A 13287-nucleotide genomic window follows, 5' to 3' on the forward strand; every position below is an offset into this window, starting at 1 on the left:
ATGGCTGTCACCGACCGGGTCAAGCCACGGAGCCCCCGGAGGCAGTCCCTGCCTCCGGAAGGGACGAAGGGTGTCCGGCGCCTGGCCTTCTCCCAGCAGGTGTCCAAGTGGGACGTCAAGGTGTCCCCCTACCTCTACATCTCGCCGTTCTTCATCCTGTTTGCCATCACCGGGCTCTTCCCCCTGGTGTACACGGCGTGGGTTTCCCTCCACAACTGGAACCTCATCGGTGGACAGGGCAAGTTCACAGGCCTGGAAAACTACGCCTTTGTGGTGGCCCAGCCCTACTTCTGGAACGCGGTGGGCAACACCTTCAGCATCTTCATCCTGTCCTCCGTCCCCCAGGTTGTTATTGCACTGGTGATAGCGGCGGTGCTGGACGCGAACCTGAGGGCAAGGACGTTCTGGCGGATGGGGGTCCTGGTGCCGTTCGTCGTGGCGCCCGTGGCGGTGGGCCTGATCTTCAACAACCTCTTCGCAGACCAGTTCGGACTGATCAACGGGGTGTTGACGGCGGCAGGGCTGGACCCGGTCCGGTGGCATTCCGAATCTGTAGCCAGCCACCTGGCGATCGCCACCATGGTGAATTTCCGGTGGACAGGCTACAACGCGCTGATCTTCCTCGCGGCCATGCAGGCCATTCCCCGGGACGTGTTCGAGGCGGCAACGATCGACGGCGCCGGCCGGCTCCGCCAGTTCTTCTCCGTTACCGTCCCCATGCTGCGTCCGACGGTGATCTTCGTGGTGATCACCTCGACCATCGGCGGCCTGCAGATCTTCGACGAGCCGCGGGTCTTCGACCAGTCGGGCCTGGGCGGAGCGGACAGGCAATGGCAGACGCTGACGATGTATATCTGGGAACTCGGCTGGGGCCAGCGCAACTTTGGCAGGGCCTCGGCTGTGGCGTGGCTGCTTTTCCTGATCATTGTGCTGATCGCCCTGTTCAACTTCCTCATCGCCAAGCGCATCGCAAGCCAGGGAGGCCGCAAATGAGCTCCATCCCCATGATCGAACAGACGGCCGGCAAAGGGGCCGCACGGGCAGCCGCGCGGCGCGGGCCGGGTGCCAGGGGTCCGAGGGCCGGCCGCAGGAGTGCCCGCAGGCCCGGTCTCCTCACGTACGGGTTCCTCGGCGCTGTGCTTCTGGCGTCCCTCTTTCCGCTCTACTGGTCCTTTCTGGTCGGCAGCCACGACAGCACCGTCCTGAGCCGTGGCATCCCGCTGTTGCCCGGGGGCAACTTCCTGGTCAACGCCGCGAAGGTTTTCGACAGCATCCCGTTCTGGAAGGCGATGGGCAACAGCCTCATCGTCTCGTGCGTGACTGCGGCCTCCGTCGTCGTGTTCTCCACCCTGGCCGGCTTCGCCTTCGCCAAGCTCCGGTTCCGGGGCAGTAAGGGGTTGTTGGTGTTCGTCATCGCAACGATGGCGGTTCCCACCCAGCTCGGCGTGGTTCCGCTGTTTATCGTGATGTCCAAACTGGGGTGGACCGGCTCGCTCTGGGCTGTCATCATCCCCGGTGTTGTCACGGCTTTCGGCGTGTTCTGGATGACCCAGTACCTGCGCGACGCCCTTCCGGATGAACTCATTGAGGCAGTGAGGATGGATGGGGCTTCCATGATCCAGGCCTTCTGGTACATCGGATTCCCGGCTGCCCGGCCCGCGGCCGCCATGCTCGCGCTGTTCACCTTCGTGGCCACCTGGACGAACTTCTTTTGGCCGTTCATCGTCCTGGGCCCCTCGAACCCCACCCTTCCGGTGGCCCTGCAATTGCTGCAGGCTGCCCATTTCGTGGACTACTCCGTGGTCCTGGCCGGTGCCGTCCTGGCCACTGTCCCGCTCCTGCTTCTGTTTATCGCAGCAGGCCGGCAACTCGTATCTGGAATTATGCAAGGAGCAGTCAAGGGATGAGTTCCACCCAACTTTCGTTCCCGGAGGGGTTTCTCTGGGGCACGGCAACAGCTGCCTACCAAATTGAAGGGGCAGCACATGCCGAGGGCCGGCAGGACTCTATCTGGGATGCGTTCGCGCGGCTGCCCGGTGCGGTGGCAGACGGTCACAACGGGGAAGTGGCGTGCGACCACTACCGGCGCTACAAGCAGGACGTGGCCCTCATGGCCGATATGAACATGGGGGCCTACCGGTTCTCTACTTCCTGGGCCCGTTGCATGCCCGACGGCGCCACGCCCAATCCCGAAGGCCTCGACTTCTACTCCCGTCTGGTCGACGAACTCTTGGCGGCAGGCATTACGCCTTGGCTGACCCTGTACCACTGGGACCTGCCCCAGGCGCTTGAGGACAAGGGCGGCTGGGCCAACCGGGACACGGCATACCGTTTCGCCGAGTACGCGGCCCTCATGCACAGCGTCCTGGGCGACCGGGTCCGGATTTGGACGACCCTCAACGAGCCGTGGTGCTCGGCGTTCCTGGGCTATGCGGCCGGCATCCATGCACCGGGGAGACAGGACCCGCGGGCTGGGTTGGCTGCCGCCCACCACCTGCTGCTTGGGCATGGACTCGCAGCACGGGAAATTCGCCGCCAGGACTCCGGGGCCTCAGTAGGCATCACCCTGAACCTGACAGTCGCGGATCCGCGGGATCCCGGCAGCGAGGGTGACAGGGACGCGGCAAGGAGGATCGACGGCCAGTTCAACAGGATCTTCCTGGAACCGCTGTTCAAGGGGGAGTACCCGGCCGACCTGCTGGCGGACGTTGCGCACCTTGGCCTGGCCGAGCTGGTGCAGGACGGGGACCTGGAGACCATTTCCACGCCCCTGGACCTGCTCGGCGTCAACTACTACCACGGTGAATCGCTGACCAAGGATCCTGCCGATGTCCCGGGCCAGCCTGATGCAACGACGACGGCGTCTCCTGAGCAGGTGGTCCGCGCGGTGTCCTCACCGTTCGTGGCGGCTGACGGCGCGCGTTCGGTGCCCCGCGGCCTGCCGCTGACGGGAATGGGTTGGGAGGTCCAGCCGGAGGGGCTGCGGCGCCTGCTCAACCGGCTGCAGGCAGAGTACACCGGTCCGGCGGGGATCCCGGTGTACATCACGGAAAACGGCGCAGCTTACGATGACGTCCCTGACAGGGATGGGTTCGTGGACGACCAGGACCGGCTGGGATTCTTCGCGGCCCATCTCCACGCAGTACATGGTGCGATCGCAGATGGTGTGGACGTCCGCGGGTACCTGGCCTGGTCCCTGCTGGACAACTTCGAGTGGTCCTTCGGCTACCACCAGCGCTTTGGACTGGTCCGGGTGGACTATCCAACCCAGGAACGCATCCCCAAAGCCAGTGCCTTGTGGTACTCGGCGGTGGCTTCTTCCAATGCCGTTCCAGCCCCCGGCAGCCCGGTGCCGACTACGGAGCAAGGTGTCGTATTGTCGGTGTAATGAACGAAAAGACCAGCCGCCCTGCCTTGGCCACAGCAGGGCGGACCAGTCCCACGCTGGAGGACCTGGCGTCGGCCGCCGGGGTGTCCCGCTCCACTGCATCCCGTGCCATCAACGGCGGATCCAAGGTGAGCCCGGAAGCCCAGGCTGCGGTTGACGCCGCGATCGTGGCGTTGGGCTACACCCCAAACCGTGCAGCGCGAAGCCTGGTCACCCGGCGCACGGGTTCGGTGGCGCTGGTCATCCCCGAACCCGACGCCCGGGTCATGATGGACCCGTACTTCGCCGCAGTCATTACTGGAGTCAATGAAGCACTGCGCGAGACGGACCTGCAGCTGGTACTGCTGATGTCCCGTGCCGGCGACGACTCTGCGCGGACCATCCGCTACCTGCGCGGGGGCCACGTTGACGGGGCGATCGTGGTATCCCACCACCGCGCCGACGACTGGGTTGAGACCCTCGGCGCTACCGGTTTGCCCACCGTCTTCATCGGCAGGCCGTGGGACACGGAATCCGGGATTCCCTATGTGGACCTGGACAACTTCGAGGGCGGGCGGCTGGCGGCACGGCACCTGGCGGGCATCGGCTGCACCCGGCCCGCAACTGTCGCCGGCCCCACCGACATGACGGCCGCCGTCGACCGCCTGGAAGGATGGCTGCAGGGACTCAGGGAAGCCGGCCTTGAGCCCGGACCGGTCATCCACGGGGACTTCACGACGCCGGGAGGTGCCGATGCTGCGGCCCAACTGTTGGCCACGTCGCCTGACGTGGACGGGATATTCGCCGCATCAGACCTCATGGCGCTCGGCGTGGTGGACACTCTTCGCGGAAGCGGGCGGCAGGTGCCGGGTGACGTGGCGGTGGTGGGCTTCGACAACCACCCCATCCAGGCGTCAAACGGCCTGGGACTCACCACCGTGGCCCATCCCGTGGCGGACATCGCGGCTGCGGCCGGAAAGCTGCTGGTCAGCGCCATTGGCAACCCCGGCGAGGCCTGGGAGCCCGTCATATATCCGGCGGAACTGGTGGTGCGCGGAAGCACTGCTTTGTAGCCCGCGGCGCCGAAGCGGCCCGGCCTAGGGCCCGGCTTACGCGGCCAGCCCGCCCTTCGCCTTGCGGTGCGTCCGGTGCCGGGCCGGTGCCAGGCGTGAATGGGCGCCCGCCAGGACCTCGCTGCCATCCGGCACGGTGCTGTCCGAATCCAGGTGTACGCCGTGCTCGATCAGGACGCTGGAGCCAATGCGCGAGTGGCTGCCAATGTGGACGCGGTTGCCGATCACCGTGCCCCGGCCGATGCGCACGCCGTCGCCGATGACCGTACGGTCACCGATGGTGGCGCCGCGGTCAATCCAGCTGCCGTGTCCAATCCGGCAGCCTGATCCCACCTGCGCGCCGTGCTCCACGTAGGTCATGGGGCCGATCCGGGCGCTGTCCGCCACGCTGGCCCCTGGAGCGATGAGCCCGCCGCCGTTGTCATGGCGGCTGTACCGGGTGACCTTCCCGGCGTCGTCCTCGACTGACACAAACTTTGCGGTCATACCATCCCTCGTTACCACCGCGGTTTTTTACCGCGCAGTAGGTTAACGGCCGGGAGGCCGCGAGGATTCCCTGGACAGGGCCGCGAAAAGGCTACGCCACCAGGTTGGCGGCGGCGGTGTCCATGTGTTCCAGGATGGTCTTCCGGGCCAGGGTGGCGTCCCCGGTGTCGATGGCGCCCACGATGTCCTTGTGGCGGTCAACACTCATGTTGCTGACACCCTTTTCCAGGCCTGCGAACATGATGGACATCCGGATGGACCCTTCCAATGACTCCCAGGAGTGGAGCAGGGTTTCATTGCCCGTGAGCCGGCAGAGGGTGCGGTGGAATTCGAGGTCGGATTCGATCCGCTCCTCCAGGCTTCCGTTCGTGGCCTCCGTCATGGCGTCGATGGCTTTGTGGAGGGACTCGGTGACGTGCTGCCGGTCCGGGAGTTCGCAGAGTGTCCGGGCGGCGAGTGATTCCAGGGCGGCGCGGACGGCGTAGATGTCCCGGATTTCCTTTTCGTCCAGGTGGCGGACGGAGAGGCGGCCGCGCGGTCCGGCGGACAGCAGGCCCTCCTGTTCCAGCTGGCGGAGGGCTTCACGAAGGGTGCCGCGGCTGATCTGCAGCATCTCGGACAATTCGGTTTCAACCAGATGGCGGCCCGGTTCCAGCTCGCCGCTGGTGATGGCGGTCCTCAGCGCCGAGAGCGCCTGCTCGCGCAGGCTTTTCTTTTCCAGTCCCAGCAGCGGGGCGGTCAGTCCGGCCATGGCTTCTGTCCTCAATGTCATAAGTCGACTGTTTACAGTCGGTAGTGGTTTCGATAGTACGGCAGAAAGCACGGCACCGGACGGGACCTGTGCCGTGCTTTCTGCATCGGTTTCCTTCCCTAGCCGAGTTCGGCGAGGACTTTGGCCACGATGCGGTCCACGGCGAGGCCGTACCGGTCGTGCAGGGTGGGCAGGGCGCCGGCGTCCAGGAACTGGTCCGGCAGTCCGATGGGCACCACACGCTTGCCCACACCGGCGGTGACGACGGCGGAGGCAACAGTTTCGAACAGCCCGCCCACCACGGAGTGGTTCTCCAGGGTGACGGCCAGGCGGTCCGTGTTGACCTCCTTAAGGACGGTCCCGGCGTCGAACGGCTTGATGGTGGGGGTGTGCACGACGGCGACATCCACGTTGTGTGCCGCCAGGGCCTTGGCTGCCTGCAGGGCGCGCATGGTCATCAGGCCGGAGGAAATGAACACCACGTCGTTGCCGCCGCGCAGCACCTTGGCCTTGCCGAGCTCGAACGTGTAGTCGTACTCGTCCAGGACGGTGGGCACATTGCCGCGCAGCAGCCTCAGGTAGGTGGGGCCTTCCGAGGCGGCCAGTTGCGGGACGGCCTGCTCGATGTCGATTGAGTCGCAGGGGTCCACGATGGTCAGGTTGGGCATGCCGCGGAAGATCGCCATGTCCTCGGTGGCCTGGTGGCTGGGGCCGTACCCGGTCGTGAGGCCCGGCAGGCCGCCAACGATGTTCACGTTCAGGTTCGGCTCGGCCGCGTCCAGGCAGAGGAAGTCGTAGGCGCGGCGGGCGGCGAACACCGAGTAGGTGGACGCGAAGGGCACCAGGCCGGATTCGGCCAGGCCCGCGGCTGCGCCGAAGAGCAGCTGCTCGGCCATGCCCATCTGGAAGAACCGTTCCGGGAAGGCCTGGGCGAAGATGTGCATGTCCGTGTACTTGCCCAGGTCCGCGGTCAGGCCCACGATCTTGTCGTTCTCCTGTGCGGCCTTGACCAGGGCGTGCCCGAACGGTGCGTTGGAGGTCTTCTGGCCCGGGTCGGCGAACGATGCGATCATCGCCGAGGTCTTCAGCTTCGGCTTGGCCGCTGCTGCGGTGTCGGGGGCCTCGGTGGTGGTGCTCATGCTGAAGCCTTTCCTTCGTAGCCGGCAGTGAGCTGCTCGCGGCAGATCTGCCATTCGTTCTCTTCGATGCGCATGAAGTGCGCCTTTTCGCGGTTCTCCAGCAGCGGCACGCCCCGGCCAACCTTCGTGTCGCACAGGATCACGGAGGGGCGTCCGACGGCGGCGGCCTGGGCAGCTGCGTTGTCGAACGCCGCCAGCAGCGCGCCGACGTCGTTCCCGTCCACCCGCTGGGTGTACCAGCCGAAGGATTCCCACTTTTCCGTGACCGGTTCGGTGCGCAGCACCGTGTCCGTCTTGCCGTCCGCCTGCAGGGCGTTGATGTCCACCATGGCGGTGAGGTTGCCCAGCTGGTGGTGGTGCGCGCCCATCGCGGCCTCCCAGGTGGAGCCCTCGTCCAGTTCCCCGTCGGAGAGGAAGTTGAACACCCGGGCGGACGAGCCCTGGTAGCGCAGGCCCAGGGCCATGCCGACGGCGATGGTCAGGCCGTGCCCCAGCGAGCCGCCGGAGATTTCCATGCCCGGCGTGTAGGTGGACATGCCGGACATCGGCAGGCGGGAATCGTCCGAGCCGTAGGTTTCCAGTTCCTCCACCGGAACGATCCCGGCTTCGGCCAGGGCCGCGTAGTGGCCGATGGCGTAGTGGCCGGTGGAGAGCAGGAACCGGTCGCGGGCTTCCCAGTGCGGGTCATCCGCGCGGAACTTCAGCTGGTCACCGTAGACGGTGGCGAGCATGTCCGCGGCACCCAGGGCCTGGCCCACGTACCCCTGGCCCTGCACCTCGCCCATGTTCAGGGCGTGGTGCCGGATCCGGTAGGCGGCGGCGCTGATCTTCTCCAGCCGTTCCGGAGTCACCGCAGTCTGCAGTGTTTGTCCCTGCGGGGCGGCGTCCTGGACGGTATCTGTAGGCATTGCTGGCTCCGTGGTCGTTTGATGCGTGGTGGTCATTCAGGCGTTCACAGTGTTCGGGGTGCTTTTGGTGGCCTCGTCAGCCAGTTCGCGTTCCCGCCTGCCCCAGGTTTCCCGGGTGGCGACGGCGGCCCAGAGGCCGATCAGGGCATACGCGCCGAAGAGCAGTGCGGGGCCCATCCAGCCAAAGCTGACGAACAGCAGGGTGGTGATGAACGGGGTGAAGCCGGACACCATGGCCGAGATCTGGTACGCCAGGCTGGCGCCGGAGGCGCGGGTCTTGGCCTGGAAGAGTTCCGGGAACCAGGCGCCCTGGGCGCCGGCCAGGGAGTTCTGGCATACCGCGTAGGAGATCACGATGGTGAGGATGATGGCGATGAACAGGCCGGTGTTGACCAGCAGGAACATCGGGATGGCGAACAGCGCGGCGAAGGCGGTGGACCAGATGTAGAGCGGGCGGCGGCCAATGCGGTCCGTCAGCGCGGCCCAGGCCTGGGTGGCGAAGATGCCGATGGCCGAAGCGATGCAGAGCGCGATCAGGGTCTGGCTCTTGTCCGCCAGGTGCTGGCTGTTGATGTAGGAAATCATGTAGGTGATGGATACGGCGTAGCCGGCGGTCTCGGCGATGCGGAGGCCGATGCCTTTGACGATGTTGCGCCAGTCCGTCTTGATGACCTCAACGATGGGGGCCTTCACGATGGCGCCGCTGTCCTTGACCTCATCGAACACCGGGGACTCGGGGACCTTGGAACGGATGATCAGGCCCACGATGACCAGCAGGATGCTGGCGAGGAACGGGATGCGCCAGGCCAGTTCGTTGCCGAGCTGGACGCTGAACAGGAAGGTCAGGTTAGCCAGCAGCAGGCCCACGGGGAAGCCGGCCTGGACGATGCCGGTGTACTTGCCCTTGGCCTTCCAGGGTGCGTGCTCGTAGCTCATCAGGATCGCGCCGCCCCATTCCGCGCCGAAGGCCAGTCCCTGGACGATGCGGACAAAGACGAGCAGGGCCGGAGCCAGCAGTCCGACTGCCGCGTAGGTGGGGAGGAGGCCGATGGCGAAGGTGGCCAGGCCCATCAGGATCAGGGAGGCGACCAGGACCGGCTTGCGGCCTACCTTGTCGCCGAGGTGTCCGCCGATGATGCCGCCAAGGGGGCGGGCTGCGAAGCCGACGCCGAGGGTGGCGAAGGAGGCCAGGGTGCCGGTCACCGGATCGGTTCCGGGGAAGAAGGCGGTGCCGAAGTACAGCGCGGCAGCGGTGCCGAAGCCGATGAAGTCATACGTCTCAATCACGGCCCCCACGCCGGATCCGATGGCAACTCGCCGGGCATCCTTGGTGCCGTGGACCGGGCCGCGCATGGTCAGAGCATCTTTGCTCATGGTGGTTCCCTTTCGAAAAGCGGCTGAAGGAGGTCCGCCGCTGTCGACTGTTAACAATTGATGGAATCCAGTGTGACCTAGATCATTCTCACTGTCAACAGTCGACTTTTAGAGTTGACTGTTGACAGTTAACGTCCGTATTGTGGTCCCCATCACTACAGCCCGGCACGAACCAAAGGATCAATGATGTTCCATTCCAGACTTGGGTGCTCGTCCATCAGCTTCAGGCACCAGGACCTGGGCACCGCCCTGCGGACCATGAAGGGGCTGGGCTTCGAGGAGATCGACCTGGGCGCGTTGCCCGGCGTCTGTGACCACGTACCGTACGGGCTCGACGCCGGCGCCGTCGCCGCAGTCTCCGCGGAGGTCAACGCTTCGGGCCTGCGCGTCCGTTCCGTGAACGGCGACATCGGGGACTTGAACAAAGTGCTCGACGACGAGGGTCGGGCCGGGCGGGAGCGCCACCTCGACGCCCTGCTGACCCTGACGGCCAACGTCGGTGCGAAGGCACTGGTCCTGCCGTGCGGTGCCCTGGACCATACCCCGGTCCGGAGCGTTGGCGAGGACCTGGACCTCGTTGCCGCCCAGCTCATTGGTGCCGGGCGGCGGGCGGCGGAGTTCGGCGTCGAACTTTGGACCGAATCCCTGCACTTCCTGCGGTTCTGCTGGAACCTGGAGCGCGCGGGACTCCTGGCCGACCGCCTTGCTGGTTCCGGCGTCGGAATCGTCATGGACTTCAGCCACGTTGTGGCGTCGGGCGAGGACATCCAGGCCTACCTGGACCGGCACCAGGGCCGCATCAGCCACGTCCACTTGCGCGACGCCGTGCCGGGGAACATCAACCTCAGCATCGGCAACGGGGACGCCGACTTCGCCGGCGGCCTGAAGCGGCTCGCCGCCGACGGCTACACCGGCCCCTTCTCGCTCGAACTGGAAACCCGGGACGTCACCAATGACGAACGCCCGGCCGCCGCCGCCAAGGCAGCAAGCTTCATCACCGACCTCATCTGACCTGACCCCTTCATCGATTGCTCCGAAAACGCCGTTTTGACGCCTCATAAGGGCCGCTGCGGAGCAATCGATCCACCAAAACAATTCAAGGAGCACCACCATGACCACCATCCAGCGCACCGCCGTCCTCACCGGAGCAACCTCGGACCGCGGCATCGGCATCACCACCGCCCGCCGCTACGCCCGTGACGGCTGGGGCATCGTCATCCTGGACCTCGACGGCGAGAAGTCCGCCAAGGTCGCAGCCGAAATCGGCAACGAATTCAACGTCCCCGCCTTCGGCCACGAGATCGACGTCGCCAACGAAGCCTCCGTCACCGCCGCCCAGGCCGCCGTCGCCGCCGAGGTGGCCGCCGGCAACCTCCCGCCCGTCGGCGCCCTGGCCAACATCGCCGGCATCACCTCGCCCATCCCGTTCCTGGAGACCACCCTCGAGCTGTGGCACAAGGTCATGGACGTCAACGCCACCGGCACCTACCTGGTGACCAAGGCCTTCCTGCCGGACATGATCGCCAACGGCTGGGGCCGGATCGTCAACATGTCCTCCGTCTCTGCCCAGCGCGGCGGCGGCGTCTTCGGCAAGGTCCCCTACTCCGCCGCAAAGGCAGCCATCCTGGGCTTCACCAAGGCCCTGGCCCGTGAACTGGGCACCACCGGCGTCACCGTCAACGCCATCACCCCCGGCGCCGTGGACACCAACATCCGCGTCGGCAGCACCGAGGAGCAGGAAGCGGCCATCAACGCCGGCATCCCGCTGGGCCGCAACGCCACCACCGAGGAAGTGGCCGCCGTGATCGCCTTCCTCTCCTCCGAGGACTCGGCCTACCTCACCGGCACCACCATCGACATCAATGGCGGCAGCCACATCCACTAGCAGCCCCTGACAGCCCCCAGCACTGACAGCACCCGGACGCCGGAGAACCCACCATGACCAAAATCTTCAACGACCCCTCAGAGTTCGCCGAGGAGGCCCTGGCAGGCTTCTGCGACGTCCACTCGGACCTGGTCCGCCAGGTCCCCGGCGGCGCCGTCCGCCGCTACCGGCCAGCGCAGCCCAAGGTCGCCGTCCTGGCCGGCGGTGGCTCCGGGCACTACCCGGCGTTCGCCGGGGTGATCGGCACCGGCTTCGCGGACGGCGCGGTGGTGGGCAACATCTTCACCTCGCCGTCCGCCCAGCAGGCCTACTCGGTGGCCAAGGCCGCCGAGTCCGGCGCCGGCGTCGTCTTCACCTACGGCAACTACGCCGGCGACGTGATGAACTTCGGCATGGCCAGCGAGCGCCTGGCCGCCGAGGGCATCGCCGTGGAGAACGTCCTGGTGACGGACGACATCGCCAGCGCCCCGCCGTCGGAATCCGCCAAGCGCCGCGGCATCGCCGGTGACTTCACCGTCTTCAAAGTGATGGGGGCCGCCGCCGAGAACGGCGCGGACCTGGCCGAGGTGGTCCGCCTGGGCCGCAAAGCCAATGACCAGACCCGCACCATCGGCAGCGCGTTCGCCGGCTGCACGTTCCCCGGCGCCGGCGCCCCGCTGTTCACCCTTCCGGAAGGGCAGATGGGCCTGGGCCTTGGCATCCACGGCGAGCCGGGCCTGCACGACACCGATCTGCCCTCGGCGAAGGACCTGGGCCGGGAACTGGTGGCCAGGGTCCTCTCCGAAACCCCGCCGGATGCCGGCAGCAGGATCGCCGTCATCCTCAATGGGCTCGGCTCCACCAAACACGAGGAGCTGTTCGTCCTCTGGGGAACCATTGCACCGCTGCTGCGCGACGCCGGCTACACGCTGGTGATGCCTGAGGTGGGCGAGCTGGTCACCAGCCTGGACATGGCCGGCGTCTCGCTGACCATCACCTGGCTGGATGAGGAGCTGGAACCACTGTGGGCTGCCCCTGCCGAGACTCCGGCCTACCGCCGGGGTGCCGTGGTCACCCGGGCGGGCACTTCCGCCGGGGAAGAAGCGGCCGACGCCGGCGCCCCCGCGGAGGCGTTCGTCGCCACGGGCGTCTCCCGTGGGTATGCCGCGGCCTGCGTCGAGGCCATCGGTGCCGCGCGCACCCTGCTGCACGGGGCCGAGGAACGGCTGGGCTGGATGGACGCCATCGCCGGCGACGGCGACCACGGCCGCGGCATGGTCCGCGGGGTGGACGCAGCAGCCGCAGCAGCAGCTGCCGCCTTCACCGGCGGTGCAGGTGCCGGCGACGTGCTGGCTGCTGCCGGCGACGCCTGGGCGGACAAGGCCGGCGGAACCTCCGGTGTCCTCTGGGGAGCGGGCCTGCGCGCCTTCGGCGAGACGGTAGGAAACTCCTCCGCGCCCGGGGCCAACGTCCTTGCGGCCGCCGTGACGGCGTTCGCGGACCGCATCGTCCAGCTGGGCAAGGCCGAGATCGGCGACAAGACCATGGTGGACGCGCTGCTGCCGTTCGCTTCAACATTCAGCCGCGCGGTGGCTGACGGTGCCGAGCCAGGCCTGGCCTGGCAGGACGCCGCCCGGGAAGCGGCAGCCGCGGCGGAGGCCACCGCCGACCTGCTGCCCCTGAAGGGCCGCGCCCGCCCGCTGGCCGAGAAGAGCCTGGGCACCGCCGACCCCGGCGCCACGTCCCTTGCCATGGTCTTCGCCGTGTTGGGGCCGCATTTCACCACCACCAGCACAGCCGGCGCTGCGCCGGCGGGAGCCAAGTAATGACGACGGAAGGACACACCATGGGGCTGCGGCTCATTGTCGGCGCGGACGAAGCCGGTGTTGATTACAAGGACAGGGTCCTGGCGGATCTCCGCAACGACACCCGCGTCAGCGAGGTGATCGACATCGGCGTCAACCGCACCGACGCCGCGGACGACTTCACCAGGCCCTACCCCTACGTGGGCATTGCGGCCGGCGAGATGATCCGCGACGGCCGGGCCGACCGGGCCATTCTCTTCTGCGGCACGGGCATCGGCGTGGCCATCGCGGCGAACAAGGTGGAAGGCATCCGCGCCACCGCAGCGCACGACTCGTTCTCGGTTGAGCGCTCCATCCTGTCCAACGACTGCCAGGTCCTCACCATGGGCCAGCGCGTGGTGGGCATCGAACTTGCCCGCCGCCTGGCAAAGGAATGGATCGGGTACACGTTCGATCCGTCGTCGGCCTCGGCGGGCAAGGTCAAGGTCCTCACCGACTTCGAGTCCTGCTAGCCGGACAC

At 67.0% G+C, this 13287-nt stretch carries 13 protein-coding genes; 8 read left to right on the forward strand and 5 right to left on the reverse strand.

Features of this window, described 5'->3' with window-relative positions; translation table 11 throughout:
• The 4 genes from VIK36_RS01670 to VIK36_RS01685 are packed head-to-tail and all read left to right on the forward strand — an operon-like array spanning position 1 to position 4440.
• A complete protein-coding gene (locus VIK36_RS01670) occupies positions 1-993 on the forward strand; it encodes a sugar ABC transporter permease (RefSeq protein WP_324643846.1) in 993 nt (330 codons plus the stop codon).
• Positions 990-1907, forward strand: coding sequence for a carbohydrate ABC transporter permease (locus VIK36_RS01675; protein ID WP_324643847.1), 918 nt, complete (start codon positions 990-992; stop codon positions 1905-1907). Before VIK36_RS01670 ends, VIK36_RS01675 begins: the two co-directional genes overlap by 4 nt.
• Entirely contained in the window at positions 1904-3388 is a 1485-nt protein-coding gene (locus VIK36_RS01680; protein ID WP_324643848.1) for a beta-glucosidase, read from the forward strand. The genes VIK36_RS01675 and VIK36_RS01680 overlap by 4 nt, the downstream gene beginning before the upstream one ends.
• The gene (locus tag VIK36_RS01685; protein WP_324643849.1) at positions 3388-4440 is read left to right on the forward strand and encodes a LacI family DNA-binding transcriptional regulator; all 1053 of its coding nucleotides are present in this window, start codon (positions 3388-3390) and stop codon (positions 4438-4440) included. The genes VIK36_RS01680 and VIK36_RS01685 overlap by 1 nt, the downstream gene beginning before the upstream one ends.
• 36 nt (positions 4441-4476) lie before the next feature.
• Here VIK36_RS01685 and VIK36_RS01690 read toward each other — a convergent pair whose 3' ends face one another.
• The 5 genes from VIK36_RS01690 to VIK36_RS01710 form a co-directional block, all read right to left on the reverse strand.
• On the reverse strand, positions 4477-4926 hold the full coding sequence (locus VIK36_RS01690; protein ID WP_324643850.1) for a DapH/DapD/GlmU-related protein: 450 nt from the start codon (positions 4924-4926) through the stop codon (positions 4477-4479).
• Between the two features lie 91 nt (positions 4927-5017).
• Positions 5018-5677 carry a GntR family transcriptional regulator gene (locus VIK36_RS01695; protein ID WP_159635915.1) on the reverse strand — a complete coding sequence of 220 codons (660 nt, stop codon included), beginning with the start codon at positions 5675-5677 and terminating at the stop codon, positions 5018-5020.
• A 119-nt stretch (positions 5678-5796) separates the two neighbouring features.
• Positions 5797-6816, reverse strand: coding sequence for a transketolase family protein (locus tag VIK36_RS01700; protein ID WP_255174110.1), 1020 nt, complete (start codon positions 6814-6816; stop codon positions 5797-5799).
• Positions 6813-7724 (reverse strand): transketolase, encoded by a 912-nt coding sequence (locus VIK36_RS01705; RefSeq protein WP_255174111.1) that lies wholly within the window; start codon positions 7722-7724, stop codon positions 6813-6815. Before VIK36_RS01705 ends, VIK36_RS01700 begins: the two co-directional genes overlap by 4 nt.
• Before the next feature lie 36 nt (positions 7725-7760).
• Positions 7761-9098 carry an MFS transporter gene (locus VIK36_RS01710; protein WP_255174112.1) on the reverse strand — a complete coding sequence of 446 codons (1338 nt, stop codon included), beginning with the start codon at positions 9096-9098 and terminating at the stop codon, positions 7761-7763.
• Between the two features lie 186 nt (positions 9099-9284).
• Here VIK36_RS01710 and VIK36_RS01715 point away from each other — a divergent pair, with 186 nt between their 5' ends.
• The 4 genes from VIK36_RS01715 (at position 9285) to VIK36_RS01730 (ending at position 13279) form a co-directional block, all read left to right on the forward strand.
• Positions 9285-10109, forward strand: coding sequence for a sugar phosphate isomerase/epimerase (locus tag VIK36_RS01715; RefSeq protein WP_324645348.1), 825 nt, complete (start codon positions 9285-9287; stop codon positions 10107-10109).
• A gap of 100 nt (positions 10110-10209) precedes the next feature.
• Complete coding sequence (locus VIK36_RS01720) at positions 10210-10983, forward strand: SDR family NAD(P)-dependent oxidoreductase (protein ID WP_255174113.1); 774 nt, start codon at positions 10210-10212, stop codon at positions 10981-10983.
• A 53-nt stretch (positions 10984-11036) separates the two neighbouring features.
• Positions 11037-12788, forward strand: coding sequence for a dihydroxyacetone kinase family protein (locus tag VIK36_RS01725; RefSeq protein WP_324643851.1), 1752 nt, complete (start codon positions 11037-11039; stop codon positions 12786-12788).
• Positions 12788-13279: an RpiB/LacA/LacB family sugar-phosphate isomerase gene (locus VIK36_RS01730; protein ID WP_324643852.1), complete on the forward strand. Its 492-nt coding sequence runs from the start codon at positions 12788-12790 to the stop codon at positions 13277-13279. Before VIK36_RS01725 ends, VIK36_RS01730 begins: the two co-directional genes overlap by 1 nt.
• Positions 13280-13287 lie beyond the last annotated feature (8 nt).

It is taken from the genome of Pseudarthrobacter sp. LT1, assembly GCF_035621795.1.
Classification (GTDB): Bacteria; Actinomycetota; Actinomycetes; order Actinomycetales; family Micrococcaceae; genus Arthrobacter.

Coding starts and splice junctions, on each gene's coding strand:
- VIK36_RS01705 (WP_255174111.1), bottom strand. CDS start 7,724: ATGCCTACAGATACCGTCCAGGACGCCGCCCCGCAGGGACAAACACTG.
- VIK36_RS01675 (WP_324643847.1), top strand. CDS start 990: ATGAGCTCCATCCCCATGATCGAACAGACGGCCGGCAAAGGGGCCGCA.
- VIK36_RS01700 (WP_255174110.1), bottom strand. CDS start 6,816: ATGAGCACCACCACCGAGGCCCCCGACACCGCAGCAGCGGCCAAGCCG.
- VIK36_RS01730 (WP_324643852.1), top strand. CDS start 12,788: ATGACGACGGAAGGACACACCATGGGGCTGCGGCTCATTGTCGGCGCG.
- VIK36_RS01690 (WP_324643850.1), bottom strand. CDS start 4,926: ATGACCGCAAAGTTTGTGTCAGTCGAGGACGACGCCGGGAAGGTCACC.
- VIK36_RS01720 (WP_255174113.1), top strand. CDS start 10,210: ATGACCACCATCCAGCGCACCGCCGTCCTCACCGGAGCAACCTCGGAC.
- VIK36_RS01670 (WP_324643846.1), top strand. CDS start 1: ATGGCTGTCACCGACCGGGTCAAGCCACGGAGCCCCCGGAGGCAGTCC.
- VIK36_RS01695 (WP_159635915.1), bottom strand. CDS start 5,677: ATGGCCGGACTGACCGCCCCGCTGCTGGGACTGGAAAAGAAAAGCCTG.
- VIK36_RS01680 (WP_324643848.1), top strand. CDS start 1,904: ATGAGTTCCACCCAACTTTCGTTCCCGGAGGGGTTTCTCTGGGGCACG.
- VIK36_RS01725 (WP_324643851.1), top strand. CDS start 11,037: ATGACCAAAATCTTCAACGACCCCTCAGAGTTCGCCGAGGAGGCCCTG.
- VIK36_RS01710 (WP_255174112.1), bottom strand. CDS start 9,098: ATGAGCAAAGATGCTCTGACCATGCGCGGCCCGGTCCACGGCACCAAG.
- VIK36_RS01685 (WP_324643849.1), top strand. CDS start 3,388: ATGAACGAAAAGACCAGCCGCCCTGCCTTGGCCACAGCAGGGCGGACC.
- VIK36_RS01715 (WP_324645348.1), top strand. CDS start 9,285: ATGTTCCATTCCAGACTTGGGTGCTCGTCCATCAGCTTCAGGCACCAG.